Annotated in this window: 14 protein-coding genes; 4 read left to right on the top strand and 10 right to left on the bottom strand. The window is 72.7% G+C overall.

Annotation, left to right across the window (positions count from 1 at the left end; all coding sequences use genetic code 11):
• Positions 1 to 41 precede the first annotated feature (41 nt).
• Positions 42 to 1,703, top strand: a complete 1,662-nt coding sequence (locus OIU81_RS18305; RefSeq protein WP_329149202.1) for a protein kinase domain-containing protein — start codon at positions 42 to 44, stop codon at positions 1,701 to 1,703.
• 122 nt (positions 1,704 to 1,825) lie between these two features.
• Here the strand turns inward: OIU81_RS18305 and OIU81_RS18300 are convergent, their stop codons facing one another.
• The 3 genes from OIU81_RS18300 to OIU81_RS18290 form a co-directional block, all read right to left on the bottom strand.
• The gene (locus tag OIU81_RS18300) at positions 1,826 to 2,389 is read right to left on the bottom strand and encodes a bacterial proteasome activator family protein (protein ID WP_329149199.1); all 564 of its coding nucleotides are present in this window, start codon (positions 2,387 to 2,389) and stop codon (positions 1,826 to 1,828) included.
• 138 nt (positions 2,390 to 2,527) lie between these two features.
• Positions 2,528 to 3,427 carry a hypothetical protein gene (locus OIU81_RS18295; RefSeq protein ID WP_329149197.1) on the bottom strand — a complete coding sequence of 300 codons (900 nt, stop codon included), beginning with the start codon at positions 3,425 to 3,427 and terminating at the stop codon, positions 2,528 to 2,530.
• Positions 3,428 to 3,569: 142 nt separating this feature from the next.
• Positions 3,570 to 4,547, bottom strand: coding sequence for an NAD(P)H-quinone oxidoreductase (locus OIU81_RS18290; RefSeq protein WP_329149195.1), 978 nt, complete (start codon positions 4,545 to 4,547; stop codon positions 3,570 to 3,572).
• Positions 4,548 to 5,053: 506 nt separating this feature from the next.
• Between OIU81_RS18290 and OIU81_RS18285 the strand changes: the two genes are divergently transcribed.
• Positions 5,054 to 6,163, top strand: coding sequence for a potassium channel family protein (locus OIU81_RS18285; protein WP_329149193.1), 1,110 nt, complete (start codon positions 5,054 to 5,056; stop codon positions 6,161 to 6,163).
• Positions 6,164 to 6,213: 50 nt separating this feature from the next.
• On the opposite strand, the gene OIU81_RS18280 is transcribed toward OIU81_RS18285, so the two are convergent.
• The 5 genes from OIU81_RS18280 to pdhA all read right to left on the bottom strand — a co-directional run bounded on the left by OIU81_RS18280 (position 6,214) and on the right by pdhA (position 12,860).
• On the bottom strand, positions 6,214 to 7,890 hold the full coding sequence (locus tag OIU81_RS18280) for a molybdopterin molybdotransferase MoeA (RefSeq protein WP_329149191.1): 1,677 nt from the start codon (positions 7,888 to 7,890) through the stop codon (positions 6,214 to 6,216).
• Positions 7,887 to 8,825, bottom strand: a complete 939-nt coding sequence (locus OIU81_RS18275) for an NTP transferase domain-containing protein (RefSeq protein WP_329149189.1) — start codon at positions 8,823 to 8,825, stop codon at positions 7,887 to 7,889. The genes OIU81_RS18280 and OIU81_RS18275 overlap by 4 nt, the downstream gene beginning before the upstream one ends.
• A 227-nt stretch (positions 8,826 to 9,052) precedes the next feature.
• Entirely contained in the window at positions 9,053 to 10,636 is a 1,584-nt protein-coding gene (locus OIU81_RS18270; protein ID WP_329149187.1) for a dihydrolipoamide acetyltransferase family protein, read from the bottom strand.
• Positions 10,636 to 11,670, bottom strand: a complete 1,035-nt coding sequence (locus OIU81_RS18265) for an alpha-ketoacid dehydrogenase subunit beta (RefSeq protein ID WP_329149186.1) — start codon at positions 11,668 to 11,670, stop codon at positions 10,636 to 10,638. Before OIU81_RS18265 ends, OIU81_RS18270 begins: the two co-directional genes overlap by 1 nt.
• Positions 11,667 to 12,860 (bottom strand): pyruvate dehydrogenase (acetyl-transferring) E1 component subunit alpha, encoded by a 1,194-nt coding sequence (gene pdhA, locus OIU81_RS18260; RefSeq protein ID WP_329149184.1) that lies wholly within the window; start codon positions 12,858 to 12,860, stop codon positions 11,667 to 11,669. The genes OIU81_RS18265 and pdhA overlap by 4 nt, the downstream gene beginning before the upstream one ends.
• 227 nt (positions 12,861 to 13,087) lie before the next feature.
• On the opposite strand from pdhA, the gene OIU81_RS18255 reads away from it, so the two are divergent.
• Positions 13,088 to 13,624 (top strand): Lrp/AsnC family transcriptional regulator, encoded by a 537-nt coding sequence (locus tag OIU81_RS18255; RefSeq protein ID WP_329149182.1) that lies wholly within the window; start codon positions 13,088 to 13,090, stop codon positions 13,622 to 13,624.
• Between the two features lie 71 nt (positions 13,625 to 13,695).
• Here the strand turns inward: OIU81_RS18255 and OIU81_RS18250 are convergent, their stop codons facing one another.
• Both OIU81_RS18250 and OIU81_RS18245 read right to left on the bottom strand, forming a co-directional pair.
• Positions 13,696 to 14,286, bottom strand: a complete 591-nt coding sequence (locus tag OIU81_RS18250) for a TetR/AcrR family transcriptional regulator (RefSeq protein ID WP_249634294.1) — start codon at positions 14,284 to 14,286, stop codon at positions 13,696 to 13,698.
• Positions 14,287 to 14,297: 11 nt separating this feature from the next.
• Positions 14,298 to 15,809 (bottom strand): 3-hydroxyacyl-CoA dehydrogenase, encoded by a 1,512-nt coding sequence (locus tag OIU81_RS18245; RefSeq protein ID WP_329149179.1) that lies wholly within the window; start codon positions 15,807 to 15,809, stop codon positions 14,298 to 14,300.
• Positions 15,810 to 15,956: 147 nt separating this feature from the next.
• Between OIU81_RS18245 and paaN the strand changes: the two genes are divergently transcribed.
• Positions 15,957 to 17,639, top strand: a complete 1,683-nt coding sequence (gene paaN, locus OIU81_RS18240; protein ID WP_329149176.1) for a phenylacetic acid degradation protein PaaN — start codon at positions 15,957 to 15,959, stop codon at positions 17,637 to 17,639.
• The last annotated feature ends 47 nt before the right edge of the window (positions 17,640 to 17,686 follow it).

Raw genomic sequence — 17,686 nt, 5'->3', positions numbered from 1 at the left:
TATCCGTACGGGATAGTGCGCGCGTAGGGGGAAGCGGAACGATGAGCCAGGACGGCGCTCAAGGCCAATTCGAGGGCCGTTCGGTCGGCGGGGGACGTTACCAGCTTCGTGATCTTCTTGGGGCGGGCGGCATGGCCTCCGTGCACCTCGCCTACGACAGCGTGCTCGATCGCGAGGTCGCGATCAAGACCCTGCACACCGAGCTCGGCCGCGAGCAGGCCTTCCGTGAGCGCTTCCGCCGTGAGGCGCAGTCCGTGGCGAAGCTCACGCACACCAACATCGTCTCGGTCTTCGACTCCGGCGAGGACGAGCTCGACGGCGGCATGGTGCCGTACATCGTCATGGAGTACGTCGCGGGCCAGCCGCTGCGCTCCGATCTGGACACCGACGTCGCCCAACATGGCGCGATGCCGACGGAAAAAGCCCTGAAGATCACGGCCGATGTGCTCGCCGCGCTCGAGGTCAGCCATGAGATGGGCCTGGTCCACCGGGACATCAAGCCCGGCAACGTGATGCTGAACAAGCGCGGCGTCGTCAAGGTCATGGACTTCGGCATCGCCCGGGCCATGCAGTCCGGCGTGACGTCGATGACGCAGACCGGGATGGTTGTCGGCACCCCGCAGTACCTCTCGCCCGAGCAGGCGCTGGGCCGCGGTGTGGACGCCCGCTCCGACCTCTACTCCGTCGGCATCATGCTCTTCGAGCTGGTGACGGGCCAGCTGCCGTTCGACGCGGACTCCCCGCTCGCCATCGCCTACGCCCACGTCCAGGAAGAGCCCCCGGTCCCGTCGAGCATCAACAGCGCGCTGCCGGCGGCCGTGGACGCGCTGGTGGCCCGGGCGCTGAAGAAGAACCCCAACGAGCGGTTCCCCACCGCTGAGGCGATGCGGGACGAATGCCTGCGGATCGTCGGGTCCGGACAGTCCGGTGCGACGCCGCTGATCATCGGTGGCGGCCCGCCGGCCCGCACGAGCGGTTCCTCGGTCTCCTCCGCGGTGTTCCCCACCGCTTCCGGCGCCCCGCACACCCCGGCCCCGCCGAGCGTGCAGCAGCCGTATCAGCCGACCCAGGCGGCCGGTTTCGGGCCGTCGACGCCCCCGCCGCCGAACAACGCCTATCCGACGCCCACGCCCGGTCCCATCCCTGCGCCGTACACCACGGGCGGGTTCCAGCCGCCGCCGGCGTACACCCCGCCGCCCCCGCCCGTGACGGCCTCGATGCCGCCGGCCGGCGGCCCGGGCGGCCGCAAGAGCAACTCCGCGGTGATCGTCGTCTCGGCGATCGTCGGTGTGGTCGTGGTCACCGCGATCGCGATCGGTATCGGTCTGAGCGCCGGCTCCAGCGAGGACAACGGCGGGGATGTGACCCCGACCTCGACGTACTCGCCGTACTCCTCGCCCACCGAGAGCGTCCGGCCCGAGGACAAGACGGCGACGATCCTGACGTCCGACTGCACCAGCCCGACCAAGAGCTACAGCGACAAGGGCAAGATCCTCGTTCCGTCGTTCCGCTTCAAGAACCTGGACTCGGTGAAGAAGTGCATCGAGGCGGCGGGCTGGAAGTACAAGATCGTCAAGGAAGAGGACAGCTCGATCTGGGGCAAGAACACCGTCACGGATCAGACCCCGGCCGCCATCAGCTGGTGGTACCCGAGCAAGAGCGACACCATCGAGCTGACCGTCTCGACCGGCCGCAGCGGCTGACGGCACGCAGCCCACGGGTCCCCGGAGCCTGAGAAGGGGCCGGCACGCGCACTGCGTGCCGGCCCCTTCCGACCGTCTCGGTGCGGAACGCCGGCGGCCCGGCCGGCGTTCTGGGGAATTCCCTAGAGATACGGGCCCGAGCGGGCGCCGCCCTGACCGGGCTGGCCTTCCTCGCCGTCCATCGACACGGCGCCGGGCGGCAGCGCACGGCGCATCGACTCCAGCTGGGCACGGGCCGCCATCTGCTGGGCGAACAGCGCGGTCTGGATGCCGTGGAACAGGCCCTCCAGCCAGCCCACCAGCTGGGCCTGGGCGATCCGCAGCTCCGCCTCCGTCGGCACCGACTCATGGGTGAAGGGCAGCGACAGCCGCTCCAGCTCCTCGACCAGCTCGGGTGCCAGGCCGTCCTCCAGCTCCTTGACCGAGCTGGAGTGGATCTCCTTGAGCCGGACCCGGCTCGCCTCGTCGAGAGGCGCGGCCTTCACCTCTTCCAGCAGCTGCTTGATCATGCTGCCGATGCGCATGACCTTCGCAGGCTGTTCGACCATGTCCGTCACCGGCGTCTCGCGGGGCTCATCGCCGTTGTCCCCGCCACCGGAGCCGGCGCTGCCGAGCGCCATGCCGTCCGGGCCGACAACCAGGACGTGCGGGTTCTCCTGCGACCGTTCGTTCATCGGCATATCCATGCCGCCATTCTCTCGCACAAGGGGTTATGAACGGTGGTGCCCCCTGGAGAAGGTGATCCACCCTTCTGAGGAGATCCGGCTGTCACGGTTTCACGTGAAACAAGCGGTTCCCGGCCGTTTCACGTGAAACCGCAGGCGTCAGCTACGGCGCAGCCGCAGGGCGAAGAAGGCCAGCCCCAGGCCGGTGAGGGCAAGGCCGGCGCCCATCGGCAGAACCCGCTCCACCGGGGCTGCCGGCGTTTCCAGGGCGTTGGGGCCGCCCGTCGCGGCCGCTTCGCCGTCCGCGCCGTCCGGTACGGAGCCGCCGTCCTTCTTCGGGATGGCGGGCGGAAGCGGCGGCAAGCTCTCGTAGGAGCGCACCAGGCGCCGGTCGGCGACGTTGTGCCGGTGCGAGGCCGCCGACCCCGCCGGAGCGGCCGCCGCACGGGATGCGGACGCCGAGGGCTTGTGGTGCTTCCGCGCCGGCGTGTGCCGGCCGGGCTGGGCGTGCGCACGGTCGGCGCCGGGCGGGCCCGGAGGACCGGGCGGCCCGTGGTGCCCTCGCCGGGAGAGGTCCCTGCCCCCGTCATCGGGGCCAGGGAGGCCGAACGGCGGCATCGGACCGAGGAAATCGGGGCCGAACGGGTGATGTGGGTGATGACGCCACTCGCCATGGCCCCACCGCCCGCCGGGGTGATGGTGCGGAGACCGGTGCGGGAAACCCGGGAAGGCGTACGGCAGGCCCGGGATACGGTCCGGCAGCTCGCGCGCGGACGACCCGGAGTGCCCGTGACGCACCCGGCCCCGCCCGTCGGCCGGCGGGGGCCCGGGCGTCAGATCGTCGGCACCGAAACCGTCCGGCCCGAAGTCGTCGGCTCCGTAGTCGTCCCCGCCGTCGTCGTGCTGATCGTCCTGGCGGGCGAGGTTCGACGGGCGGTCGACCGGAGTGGCCCGTCGGTCCGCAGCCACCGCGGAGGTGACGCCCAGAGGAACGGGCAGGACGACAGAGGCCACCAACAGGCCGGTGGCAATGCGCGAACGGAATCCTGGAGCGACCACGTGCCCCTCCCGTGCCGAGCCGTCGAGTGACCCGTCCAGCGTCACATGTGATGAGATTCACGGCATCTCGGACATATCAGGCGGGTTACCCGTCAGGCACGCGGGAGGGGCGGGCGCGCGCCGGGTGATCGTTCCGGTCGGCTCAGACGGTCAGCACGACCTTGCCGACGTGCGCACTCGCGTCCACGACGCGGTGCGCCTCGGCGGCCTCGGCCATGGGGAGCGTGCGGTCCACGATCGGCCGGACCTGACCGTTGGCGATCAGCGGCCAGACGTGCTCCCGTACGGCGGCGACGATGGCCGCCTTCTCGTTCAGCGGGCGGGCACGCAGCCCGGCGCCGGTGATCGCGGCGCGCTTGGCCATCAGCGCGGCGAGATTCAGTTCCGCCTTCACCCCGCCCTGCAGCCCGATGACCGCCAGCCGTCCGCTGACCGCCAGCGCCTTGACGTTCCGCTGCAGATATTTCGCCCCGATGATGTCGAGGATGACGTCCGCGCCCGCGCCGTCGGTGGCCTTGCGGATCTCCTGGACGAAGTCCTGCTCGCGGTAGTCGATGAGGATGTCGGCGCCCAACTCGGCGCAGCGCGCCAGCTTTTCGGGACCGCCCGCGGTGACCGCGACCCGCGCGCCGACGGCCTTGGCGAGCTGGATCGCCATCGTGCCGATACCGCTGGCCCCGCCGTGGACCAGCAGGGTCTCACCGGGCCGCAGGTGCGCGATCATGAAGACGTTCGACCAGACCGTGCAGGTCACCTCGGGCAGCGCCGCGGCCGTGACCAGGTCCAGGCCGGCCGGCACCGGCAGCACCTGCCCGGCCGGGACGGCGACCTTCTCGGCATAGCCGCCGCCCGCGAGCAGCGCGCACACCTCGTCGCCCACGGCCCAGCCGTGCACACCGGGTCCGAGCGCGCTGATCCGCCCGGAGCACTCCAGCCCGGGGTACGGGGAGGAGCCGGGCGGCGGGTCGTAGAAGCCCTGACGCTGGAGCAGATCCGCGCGGTTCACGGCGCTGGCCGCGACCTCGATCAGGACCTCGCCCTCGGCGGGCTGCGGATCGGGCACATCCGCCCAGACAAGTGCTTCGGGGCCACCGGGCTCCGGGATAGTGATCGCTCGCATGGCGCGAGGCTACTCGCCGTGCGCGTGCGGGGCGACGGTGCGGGGGCCACGGATCACCACCGGGCCGGCCTTCCCACCTGCGCAGAGCCCGGCGACCCCGCCGCCCGGGGCACCGGGTACCGCGGGGGCCATGACGGAGCGGTACGGCCGGGACCCGTGAATTCCCGCCGCGCCGGCACGACGGCCACTCCCCTGGGTGACCACCCCTGCATTGCCCCACGACGGCCCCACGGGCGGCGATATCAACAACCCGTGACCGATACGACCGTCCACACCCACGCCGGTACGTGCCCCGCCGTGCCGCCCCGTCCCGGTGCCGGCAGGGGTCACGCCGACACCCTCGGCCGTCCCGGCGGCGCGGCACCACCGCCGGCCACGCGGCGCCACCGCCCACCGCCGTTCCCGGCGACCGCCGTGTGCGCACGAGCGTCGGCATCGCGGACCATGGGAGGTATGTCCCCCTCACAAACCGCCGCAGAGCGGGCCGTTCCCCGAGAGGCGGCCGGATGAGCGACGCGCAGCAACCGCGCCGCAGGCCCGGCAGATTCCCGATCCTGCGCTCGCTCTGGTCGCTTTCCCACGCCGAGGCCAAGGACGACACGGAGGCCGGCCGCTCCATCGTGCTGCCCGCGCAGGGCATGACCCCGCCGCTCCAGCAGGTGCTGCGCCGGCTGCTCATGGCGCTGGCGGTGCTGGCGCTCACCACCCTGCTCGTCTGGCTCGAGCGCGACGGGTACCGCGACAACGCCCACGACGAACTCACCTTCCTCGGCGCGGCCTACTACGCGACGGTCACCCTCTCGACCACCGGCTACGGCGACATCACCCCGGTCAGCGACGGCGCGCGCCTGACCAACATCCTGCTCATCACGCCCCTGCGGGTACTGTTCCTGATCATTTTGGTCGGCACCACACTCGAAGTCCTCACCGCACGCACCCGCCACCAGGTGCGCATCCACCGCTGGAGATCCCGTATGCGAGATCACACCGTCGTCATCGGATACGGGACCAAGGGCCGCCACACCATCGAGACCCTGATCGTCCAGGGCGTCCCCAAAGACCAGATCGTCGTGGTCGATCCGCAGCAGTCCGCCGTGGACGCCGCCAGCAGCGACGGTTTCGTGGCGGTGCACGGAGACGCGACCCGCTCCGACACCCTGACCAGGGCCGAATTGCAGCGGGCCGCACGCGTGGTCGTGGCGACCCAGCGCGACGACACCGCCGCACTCGTCACCCTGACGGCGCGCCAGCTCACCCGGCACGCCACGATCGTGGTGGCGGTCCGGGAGGACGAGAACGTGCCGCTGCTCAAGCAGAGCGGCGCCGACCTCGTCATCACCAGTTCCAGCTCGGCGGGCCGGCTGCTGGGGATGTCGATGGCCAGCCCCAACGTGGGCACCGTCCTGGAGGACCTGCTGACGTACGGGCGCGGGCTCGACCTCGACGAACGGCCGGTGACCCGGAGCGAGGCGGGCCGCTCCCCCCGCGAGCTCGACGATCTGGTCGTGGCGGTCGTACGGGGCCACCGCGTCCTGAATTACACCGACCCGCAGGCCGCCACCCTGGAACTCACCGACCGCGTGATCACCATCCGGCAGGCGGTGCCGAGCGGCTGACCCGCCGGACCGGCCGCATCCGCGCGTGGCCTCCGGGGACGGCAGCGGGCCTATCGCTCCCCCGAGGCGTTCCAGTCCGTCGGCGCATCGGCATCGGGTGTCCAGCCCGCCGACCAGCCCGCCGGCCAGGGAAGTTCCAGGAGTTCGAGCTCGTCTCCGCGCCGCGCGCCGCCGGGCGGGACGACCGCCAGCGCGTCGGCGGCGGCGATCCCGCGCAGCATGGCGGGGCCGTGGAAATGCAGCGGCGCCGCCATCAGGCCGTACCGCTCGTCGTCGCGGTAGGCCACCGGAACGAGCCGGGTGTCGTGCGGATGCCCGTGAACGGCAGCGGCCAGCGGCACACGGTACGGCGGGGCGGGGCGGCGCGCGGCGAGTGCGGACAGCAGGGGCTCGGCGAGCGTGCACAGCCCGGACACCGCCGCGAGGGGGTTGCCCGGCAGGCCGACGAGGTGCCGGCCCGGGGCCAGGCGGGCGAGCAGCATGGGGTGCCCGGGACGGACCGCCACCCCGTCCACCAGCACCTCGGCGCCCAGCCGGCGCAGGGTGGGGTGCACATGGTCGACGGGGCCCGACGCGGTGCCGCCGGTGGTGATCACCACGTCCGCGGTGGATGCCGCGAGAGCGTCGTACAAGGTGCCGGCGTCATCGGCGAGCGGGCGCGCCGCGGCCGTCTCGACGCCCAGCGCATGCAGCCAGGGGGCGAGCATCGGGCCGAGCGCATCACGGATCCGGCCCTCCTCGGGCAGTCCGCGGTCCAGCAACTCGTCGCCCAGGACGAAGACTTCGGCACGCGGCCGGGGATGGGCGGTCAGCTCGTCGTAGCCGGCCGCCGCGGCCAGGCCGAGGACGGCGGGGGTTACCAGGGCGCCGGCCGGCAGCAGCTGGTCGCCGCGACGGCACTCCTGGCCGCGCGGGCGGATGTCCTGGCCGGGCGGCACCGGCCGCGGTGCGTACAGCCGCCGCCCGCCGCCGCTGGGCGCACGGACCTGACCGTGTTCGCTGCGCAGGACGGCGGTGGCGCCGGACGGGACGCGTGCGCCGGTGGCGATCGCGATCGCATGGCCGTCGAGGAGCACGTCGGTGGACGCGTGACCGGCGAGGATGCCGGTCGGGGGGACGGCTTCGGGGGCCTCGGCGGGGTGGTCGAGGCGCCAGGGGCCGGGGCCGGCGACCGCCCAGCCGTCCATCGCCGAGGTGTCGAACGACGGCAGGTCGGTCAGTGCGGTGAGGGGGGCGGCGAGCGTACGGCCGAGCGCCGCGCCGAGCGCCGAGGTGCGCGGCGCGGGCGGCTCGGTCACGGCCCGCCGGGCGATGTCCCGGGCGGTGTGCCAGGGGACGGCGGCGGCAGGGGTGGGGTCTGTGGGGCGGGGGCGGTTGCCGGTGGGGTCGGGGTCGTGGGAGGCGAAGGGATCACCTGGGGCGAACGGGTCGTCGGGCGCGTAGGGGACGTCGGGGGTGCTGGGGACGTCGGGGGTGCTGGGGACGTCGGGGGTGCCGGGGGCGTCGGGGGTGCCGGGGATGTCACCGCCGTCGTCGGCTGTGGTTCCGCGGGCGGTATACGGCACCCGGACGGTCGCGGCCTCGGCGCCGGGGCGTTTGCGCGGCTGCCCCGGGCCGTTGACCAGCGCGAGCGCATCGTCGAACGGGTCGCCGCTGCCGGAGCACCCCTCGTCCGGGGCGGCGCCCGCCGCCCCTCCCACCGTGCCGTCCGGCTGCCCGTCGGTCATTCCGCGGGCTTCGCTTCGTCGCCGCCGGCGGCGCCGCCCGGCCGGGCGGCGCCCTCGGGCTCCTCGGACTCCTCGGCCTCCGCCGCCCAGCGGTGGGCCAGCGCGGCGGCCCGGTCGGACAGCTCCTGCACCTCCCGGCCCTGCCGGCCCGCGGCATAACCGATCAGAAAGGTCGTCAGCGGGGCGGCCGGGCGGGCGACGCCGTGCGCCGCGTCCCGCGCGAGGTCGAGAAGCGCTGCCGTGTCGACATCGAGCTCGATGCCCAGTTCGGCCTTGACTGCGGTGATCCATTCGTCCAGCACGGTGCCATGCTCCCTGATACGGGCACGTGCCGCGCTGATGTCTTCCCAGGTGTCGCAGTCGAAGGAGGCCGTGGACCGGGCGTCCGGGACCCGTACGAGCAGCAACTCGGCCCCCAGGGCGCGCAGCGGCAGTCCGGCCAGGGTGCCGTGCCCGGCCCGCAGCCGCGCCAGCTCGCGGCGCAGTGGACCGGCCCGGTAGGCGGCCACGAGCGGCTGGTCCCGGCCCGAGGCGTCCCGGAGCATCGCCCCGTCGCACGGCGCGTCACCCCCGCCCGGTCCGGGGCCGTCGGCCGTCGCCGTCGCCAGGAGGCGGTGCACGGTCGCGGTGGTCAGGAACGGGAGGTCGGCGGAGAGAACCAGCACCACCGCGGCGGTGGTGTGCCGCAGCCCGGCTTCCAGCGCGGCGAGCGGGCCGCCCCCGGGCGGGTCCTCCAGGGCACGGACGACGGGCCGGACGGTCGGGCGGCTGGGGCCGACGACGACGGTGCGCGCCGCATCGGGGCAGGCGGCGAGCACCCGGTCCAGGAGAGGGCGGCCGCCGACGGACAGCGCGGGTTTGTCCGCCCCGCCGAGCCGCCGGGCCGCACCTCCGGCCAGCACGATGGCGTCGTAGTCGGTGATGTGGTCGTTCACTCCTTGAGTATCGCCAGGGGTACGGGGGTCACACCGCTGCCGGAGCCCCGACGGATGTCAGATCTGCCACAGCGGCACCGATCCCGGCGTCAGCGGGACCGATCCCGCCGTCGGTACGACCGTCGGTACCGCCGTCGGCACCGGTCCCGCCGTTGCCGGCCGGCTCACCCTCGCCGGCCGGCTCACCCTCGTCGGCCGGCTCGCCGTTGCCACCGGCCGCCTGTCGGTCACAGCGTCCGCAGCAGCAGTGCGGGCTGCTCCACGCAGTCGGCCACGAACCGCAGGAAGCCGCCTGCCGTGCCGCCGTCGCACACCCGGTGGTCGAACGTGAGCGAAAGCTGCACGACCTGCCGGACGGCCAACTCACCTTCGTGCACCCAGGGTTTGGCGGCTATCCGGCCGACGCCGAGCATCGCCGCCTCCGGGTGGTTGATGATCGGCGTGGAGCCGTCGACGCCGAAGACCCCGTAGTTGTTGAGGGTGAAGGTGCCGTGCGTCAGCTCGGCCAGGGAGAGCCCGCCGGCCCGGGCGGTTTCCGTGAGCCGGGCGATCTCCGCGGACAGCTCCTCGGCCGTGCGGGTGTGCGCGTCCCGTACGACCGGCACCACCAGGCCACGGTCGGTCTGCGCCGCGAAGCCCAGGTGCACGGCGGGCAGCCGCACGATCTCCTGGGACGTGGTGTCGACGGTGGCATTGAGCTGGGGGAAGCGGGCGAGGGCAGCCGTACTGATCCGGGCCAGCAGGGCGAGCAGCGACACCTTGGGGGCGCCCGCCGCATTCATCGCCCTGCGGGCGGCGAGGAGTTCGGTGGCATCCGCGTCCACCCAGCAGGTCGCCTCGGGGATCTCCCGGCGGCTGCGGCTGAATTTCTCCGCGGCCGCACCGAGCATCCCCTTCAGCGGGATCCGCTCCTCGCCCGGCATGACAGCGGCCTCGGCGGCAGACCCGGCGGCAGACCCGGCGGGCGTCACAGCCCCGACTGCCGACCCGACGGGCGCCACGGCCCCGGGGGCGGGCACGGCACCCGTCAGCTCCCGGTCCCGCTCGCGGATCGCGCACTCCACATCCGTACGCAGAATCAGCCCGTCGCGTCCGGAACCCGTCAACTCATGCAGATCCAGGCCGTGTTCCCGCGCCATCCGGCGCACCAGCGGCGAGATGACGGCCACCGTACGGCTGTCGGCATCTTCCACCCCGGTTCCGGCGGACCCGTTCGCCCCGGTGGTACCGGGGCCCCCGGCCTGCGCCGTCCCCGAGCCACCGGGCCTGTCACCGGCCACCGCGGTCCCGGCCGGTCCGTGCGCCGCCCGTCCCGGCGGCCGCTGTGCTCCGCCGATGGGGCTCGCTCCCCCGGGACGGATCCGGCGCCGCCGGGCCGCCGCCGCAGCCGTGCCGTATCCGACGAGCACATTCCCGGAGCCGGAATCCGCCGCGTCCTGCGCGGACGCACCGGGGGCCGTCGCGGAAGCGGGCGTGGCGGCCGCACCGCCGGGCGCACCGCCCTGTGCCCCCGTCCCGGAGCCCGGCCCCGCGCCCGGACCGGCTCCTGCCAGATCGTCCGGCACGGCCCCCACCGCGACCGTCACCAGCGGGTCGCCGACCGGAACTTCCGTCCCCTCCTCGCCGAAGCGGGCGGTCACCACGCCTCCGTAGGGGCAGGGCACCTCCACCATCGCCTTGGCCGTCTCGACCTCCACCACCGGCTGGTCGATGGCCACCACCTCGCCGACCTCGACCAGCCAGTGCACGATCGTCGCCTCGGTCAGGCCCTCCCCCAGGTCGGGCAGGGTGAATTCGCGGACCACGGCCATCACTCACCACCTCCGTCAGTCCGGTCCGACTCCCACTGGAGGCGGGCGACGGTGTCCAGGATCCGGTCCACGCCCGGCAGATGGTGCCGCTCCAGCATCGGCGGCGCATAGGGAATGTCGAACCCGGCGACGCGCAGTACCGGCGCCTCCAGGTGGTGGAAGCAGCGCTCGGTGATCCGTGCGGCGATCTCCCCTCCGGGACCGCCGAACCCGTTGGACTCATGGACGACCACGGCCCGGCCGGTGCGCCGCACCGAGGCGCAGACCGTGTCATCGTCGAACGGCATCAGCGAGCGCAGATCGACCACTTCCAGGTCCCAGCCCTCGGACCGGGCGGCCTCGGCGGCCTCCATGCAGACCGGGAGCGACGGGCCGTAGGTGATCAGAGTGGCGCTGCTGCCGCGCCGCCGGACCGCGGCGCGCCCCAGGGGGGCGACCTCGGTGGGTGCGTCGGGCGACCAGTCGGCCTTGGACCAGTACAGCCGCTTGGGTTCCAGGAAGACGACCGGGTCGTCGGAGGCGATGGCCGCCCGCAGCAGCCCGTAGGCGTCCTCGACGGTCGCCGGGGTGACGACCTGGAGGCCCGCAGTGGCGAGGTAGTAGGCCTCGGAGGAGTCGCTGTGGTGCTCGACCCCGCCGATCCCGCCACCGTAGGGGACGCGAATGGTCAGCGGCATCGTCAGGGCGCCGCGGGTGCGGTTGCGCATCTTGGCGACATGGCTGATCAGCTGCTCGAACGCCGGGTAGGCGAACGCGTCGAACTGCATCTCGACCACCGGCCGCAACCCGTACATCGCCATGCCGACGGCGGTGCCCAGGATGCCGGCCTCGGCGAGCGCGGTGTCCGTGCAGCGGTCCTCGCCGAACTCCTTGGCGAGACCGTCGGTGACCCGGAAGACACCGCCCAGGGTGCCGACGTCCTCGCCCATGACATGGACGGACGGATCGTCGGCCATCGCGTCGCGCATGGCGCGGGTCAGCGCCTGCGCCATGGTGGCGGGCTTGCGCGCGGTCGCCGGAACGGTGGTCGTCATGGCCTGGCCTCCTCGGCAAAGCCGCCGGCGCCCACCGCGTCCTCGGTGTGTCCGGCGGCCTCGGCGTCCAGTTCGGCGCGCAACTGGGCCGCCTGGGCGCGCAGTTGGCTGGTCTGCTCGGCGAATACGTGGGTGAACAGGTCCATCGGGTCCAGCTCGGGGTCGGCGTTCATCCGCTCCCGGAGGTCGGCCGCCAGCTGCTCGGCGCTCTCCTTGGTGTCGCCGACGAACGCGTCGGTCAGCAGCTCGCGGGCTGCCAGCTCGCGCTCCAGGAGAGCTATCGGGTCGTGCGCCCGCCAGGTCTCGACCTCGGCCGCGCTGCGGTAGCGGGTGGCGTCGTCGGCGTTGGTGTGTGCCTCGATGCGGTAGGTGACGGCCTCGACCAGGGTGGGGCCGCCGCCCCGGCGGGCCCGCTGCACGGCCTCGGTGAGCACCTCGTACATCGCGGGTGCGTCGTTGCCGTCGACCAGGCGGCCCGGCATGCCGTATCCGACCGCCTTGTGGGCGAGGGACGGCGCGGCGGTCTGCTTGGCCAGCGGCACGGAGATCGCGAAGCCGTTGTTCTGGACGAGGAAGACCACCGGCGCCTGCCAGAGGGCCGCGAAATTCAGCGCCTCGTGGAAGTCGCCCTCGCTCGTGCCGCCGTCGCCGACCATCGCCAGCGCCACCACCTCGTCGCCCATGAGGCGGGCGGCGTGCGCCAGGCCCACGGCATGCGGGAGCTGGGTGGCGAGCGGGGTGCACAGGGGGGCGATGCGGTGTTCGTGCGGGTCGTAGCCACTGTGCCAGTCGCCGCGCAGCAGGGTCAGTGCCTGGACGGGGTCGAGGCCGCGGGCCACTGCGGCGAGGGTGTCGCGGTAGCTCGGGAAGAGCCAGTCCCGCTCTTCGAGGGCCAGCGCCGCGGCGATCTCGCAGGCCTCCTGTCCGGTGGAGGACGGGTAGACCGCCAGGCGTCCCTGCCGGGTCAGGGCCGTGGCCTGCGCGTTGTACCGGCGGCCGCGCACCAGCTGGGTGTACAGCCGGGTCAGCAGTCCGGAGTCGAGCCGGGCGGCGGCGTCCGTCCCCAGGAGGCGGTACGGCTCCTGGTCGGGCAGGAGAGGCGCGGGGTCGGTGCGCGGCCGCCAGGAGGGCGGCGGGCCGGCCAGGCTGCTCGTGTTCCTGCTGCTGCCGGGCTGCTCAAGGACCGTCATGTCGAGCACCTCCTCTGATCGAAGGGGTGGCGCGATGCGCCTCATGTGGGTGGTGGGCGGACGGCGGGTGGGCAGGATGCATGCGGTCAGGACGACGGGATCGCCCTGCCCTACCGATTGTTCGGTCGCTGATGCATTTTGGCTACGGGTGGGTTCAGCCTGTGGACAAACGGTTCTCCACAGCTTGAGATGAAGGCAGGGCGTCCACAAAGGGGAGGCGGGAGCACATGCCGGACGAACAGATGGCCAATTCCGGTGGGCAGACACCGTCCGGCGGGCAGCCGCCCGCGGACGGCGCACCGCCCGTCCCGCCCGCACGCCCGCTGGACACCATCGACCGCTCGATCCTGCGCATGCTCCAGACCGACGGACGCGCCTCGATACGCTCCGTGGCCGACCGGGTGCACGTCTCGCGCGCCAACGCCTACGCCCGGATCAACCGGCTGCTGGACGACGGGGTGATCCGCGGCTTCAGCGCCCTGGTCGACCAGGAACGAGCAGGTCAGGGCGCCTCCGCGTACATCACGCTGAAGATCGTGCAGAACTCCTGGCGCACCGTGCGCAAGCAACTCACGGCGCTGCCCGGAGCCACCCACATCGCGCTGGTCAGCGGCGATTTCGATGTACTGCTGCTGGTCCACACCAAGGACAACCGCGAGCTACGCGAACTCGTTCTCACCCGGATCCAGTCGATCCCGGAAGTGCTGAGCACCCGCACGCTGCTGGTCTTCGAGGAGACCGACCTCGGGCCCGAGGGAGACTGACCGCCGAGGCCTTGCCCGTGGGGCCCAAGGGGGTGCCCCGACGGGGGCACGGGGACGCCCCGGCGGGCGTCTCAGGCCTTGCGCAGCCCCGCGAACGCCGTACGCACCACGGCCTCGGCGACCTCGTCACGGCGCGCCGCACCGCCCCGCCCCGGCCGATACCACTCCACGATCGAGTTGATCATGCCGAAGAGGAGCCGGGTGGCCAGCCGGATGTCCACGTCGTCCCGCAGGTCGCCGTCGGCGGCGGCCCGCTTGAGCAGATCCGCGACCTCGTGATCGAACTCCCGGCGGCGCTCCATGGCCCACCGCTCGGTGTCCGTATTTCCCCGCACCCGCAACAGCAGCGTCACATAGGGGAGTTCGTCCATCAGCACCTCGGCCACCCGCCGGGTGACGTGCTCCAGCCGCTCGATCGCCCGCCCCTGGAGCGCACCCGGCTCCTCCAGCACACCGAAGAGCCCGTCCAGGGCGCGGCTTATGGCGCGGCGCAGCAGCTCTTCCTTGCTGCGCACATGGTGGTAGATCGAGGACTTCGAGATGCCGGCCGCCTTGGAGAGGTGCTCCATGGAGGTGCCGTCGTAGCCGCGCTCGATGAACACCTCGACGGCGACCGCGAGCAGCGAATCGGGCGTATAGGTGTCGCGCTTGGCCATGGTCATGATTAGAGCACCTACTCCTCGAGGTCCGCACGGCGCCGTAGTGCCCAGGACGGTACATAGCGTCCGCCGGCGTTGTGGTGATACATCGCGTCCAGCAGATCCCACACCCACCGGGCGCCGAGCCGCTCGGCCCACTCCATGGGGCCGCCGGGATAGTTCACGCCCAGCCGCATGGCCGTGTCGATGTCCTCAGGGGTCGCCACCCCTCGGGCCGCCGCGTCCACGGCGAAGTCGATGATCATCGCGACCGTCCGGGCGGCGATCATGCCGGGTACGTCGTCGATCACACTGACCTGCTTGCCGAGCGCCTGGAAGAGCCCCACGGCCTCCGCGAGGTCCGCTTCGGAGACCTGCGCCGAGGCGGCCAGGGCGATCCGGGTCGCGGACCGGTAGTCGAGCGACAGATCGAAGCAGAGGTACCTGCCGTCGGCCCGGCTCATCGCCGGACGGCCGTCGGTCGGCGCCAGGCGGGCCCCTCCGGGCAGCCGGAGGAAGCCCTCCGGCCCGTACGGCGTGCCCTCCTCGGTGACCTTGATGCCCGCTTCCTCGATCAGCTCCCGCAGCACCGCCGCCGGACCGGGCAGCCCCGCGTGCAGGACGACGGACCCGGGTGCCGGGCAGGGGCCGGCGGTCCGCGGTTCGGGCCGGCGGGCGCCCTCGGAGTAGTCGAACCAGCCGCGCCCCGCCTTGCGGCCGTGCAGTCCGGACTCCACCAGGCGGCGCTGCGCCAGGGAGGGCATGAACTTCGGGTCCTGGAAGAAGGCGTTCCACACGGAGTGGGTGACCGCCTCGTTCACGTCCTGCCCGATGAGGTCGGTCAGCTCGAAGGGCCCCATCTTGAAGCCGGTGCCGTCACGCAGCACCGCGTCGATGGTGGCGGGGTCGGCGGTCCGCTCCTCGTAGGCACGCAGGGCCTCGGCGTAGAAGGGGCGGGCGATGCGGTTGACGAGGAAACCGGGGGTGTCGGCGCAGCGCACCGGCTTCTTCCCCCAGGCCGCGGCGGTGTCGTACGCGGTGGTGGCGGCCGTCTCGTCGGTGGCGAAGCCGCTGATCACCTCGACCAGGGGCAGCAGCGGCGCGGGGTTGAAGAAGTGCAGGCCCACACACCTGCCGGGGTGGCGCAGCCGTCCCGCGACGGCCGTCACGGACAGCGAGGAGGTGTTGGTGGCCAGCAGGCAGTCCGCCGCCACGATATCCTCCAGGGCGGTGAACAGCTCCTGCTTGGCGGGGAGTTGTTCCAGGATCGCCTCGATGACCAGCGCCGCGTCGGCCAGCTCCGCGAGATCCACCGCGGGGGAGAGCCGGCCTGCGGCGGTGTCCCGTTCGGCCGCAGAGATCCGGCCTTTTTCGACGAGCCGGTCCAGACGCCGGGCGATCGACCCGGCGGCCTGCCCGGCGCGCCCGGGGGCCGTGTCGTAGAGGCGTACGCGGTGGCCGGCGACCAGCGCCACCTGCGCAATGCCCTGTCCCATGGTGCCGGTACCCACCACTGCCACGGTGCTGTTGGTCCCGATTGCCGTCATACCAGCTGATCCTCCCCGCCCGACTTTTCCACAGCCTGGCCGGGCCCTCTTGCCCCGACCGATCGTTCGGTTACTCTAACTCTGTTGCCCTGTGCGCACCCAGCCCCTGTCCACTCTCCGCCCGGCTCGACGAGGAGTTGGTCTTCGATGGCCGCCGAAATGACCGCAGCGCAGTTGATCGAGAAGCACCGCCCGACCCTCGACCGGACGCTGGAGGCGATCAGCACCCGCGCGTACTGGTCCCCGCACCCCGAGCACCCGAAGGCGTACGGCGAGACCGCCGCTCCCGACGGGCTCGCCGCGTTCGAGGCGCTGCGCGGCAAGCGGTTCGAGCTCGACCAGCCCGGCACCGACGACTGGACGGGCGGCGAGGTCTCCCCGTACGGACCGGAGTTGGGCATCACCTATCCGCATCCGGATGCGGAGGTCCTGCTGCCGGCCATGCGCGCCGCGCTCCCCGTCTGGCGGGACGCCGGCCCCGAGGCGCGGGCGGCGGTGTGCCTGGAGATCCTGGCCCGGATCAGTGCGCGCACCCATGAGTTCGCCCAGGCCGTGATGCACACCAGCGGTCAGGCCTTCATGATGGCGTTCCAGGCGGGCGGGCCGCATGCCCAGGACCGCGGCCTGGAGGCGGTGGCGTATGCGTACGCCGAGCAGGTCCGCACCCCGCAGCAGGCACCGTGGTCCAAGCCGCAGGGCAAGCGCGATCCGCTGGAGCTGAGCAAGAGCTTCACGCCCGTGCCGCGCGGCATCGCCCTGATGATCGGCTGCAACACCTTCCCGACGTGGAACGGCTATCCGGGCCTGTTCGCCTCCCTGGCGACCGGCAACCCGGTGCTGGTCAAGCCGCATCCGCGGGCCGTGCTGCCGCTGGCGCTGACCGTCAAGGTGGCCCGCGAGGTCCTCGAGGACGCCGGCTTCCCCGCCGATCTGGTGTGCCTGGCGGTGGACAAGCCGGGGGAGGGCCTGGCCAAGACCCTGGCCGTCCGCCCCGAGGTCCGCATCATCGACTACACCGGCTCGACCGCCTTCGGCGAGTGGCTGGAGACGCATGCCCGGCAGGCGCAGGTCTTCACGGAGAAGGCCGGTGTCAACACCGTCGTCATCGACTCCACCGACGACTACAAGGGCATGCTCGGCAACCTCGCCTTCTCGCTGTCGCTCTACAGCGGCCAGATGTGCACCACCCCGCAGAATCTGCTGATCCCGCGCGAGGGCATCACCACGGACGCCGGTCCCAAGTCGTACGACGAGGTCGTCAGCGATCTCGCGGCCGCGGTGGGCGGGCTGCTGGGCGACGACGCCCGGGCCAACGCCCTGCTGGGTGCCCTGGTCAATCCGCAGGTCAAGGAGCGGCTCGAGGCCGCGGCCGGGCTCGGCGAGGTGGCGCTCGCCTCCCGTGAGGTGACCAACCCCGAGTTCCCCGGAGCCACGGTCCGCACGCCGGTGATCGTCAAGCTGGACGGCGCCAAGCCGGATGCCGAGGCGGCCTATCTGTCGGAGTGCTTCGGCCCGGTGTCCTTCGCGGTGGCCGTCGATTCCGCGGCCGACGCGGTGGAGCTGCTGCGGCGCACGGTCCGCGACAAGGGCGCCATGACGGTCGGCGCGTACACCACCTCCGCCGACGTCGAGCAGCTGGTGGAGGAGGCCTGTCTGGAGGAGTGCGCCCAGCTGTCGCTGAATCTGACCGGCGGGGTCTATGTGAACCAGACCGCGGCGTTCTCGGACTTCCACGGCTCGGGTGGCAACCCGGCGGCCAATGCGGTGCTGTGCGACGGCGCCTTCGTGGCGAACCGCTTCCGGACGGTGGAGGTGCGCCGGCAGGCGTGAGGGCCGCCAGGACCGGACGGGGGCCCGGAGCGTTCTTCCGGGCCTCT

The sequence above is a fragment of the Streptomyces sp. NBC_01454 genome (assembly GCF_036227565.1).
In the GTDB taxonomy this organism is placed as follows: Bacteria; Actinomycetota; Actinomycetes; order Streptomycetales; family Streptomycetaceae; genus Streptomyces.
Note: the sequence above shows the minus strand (reverse complement) of the source record. Positions and strands in the feature narration are given on the sequence as shown.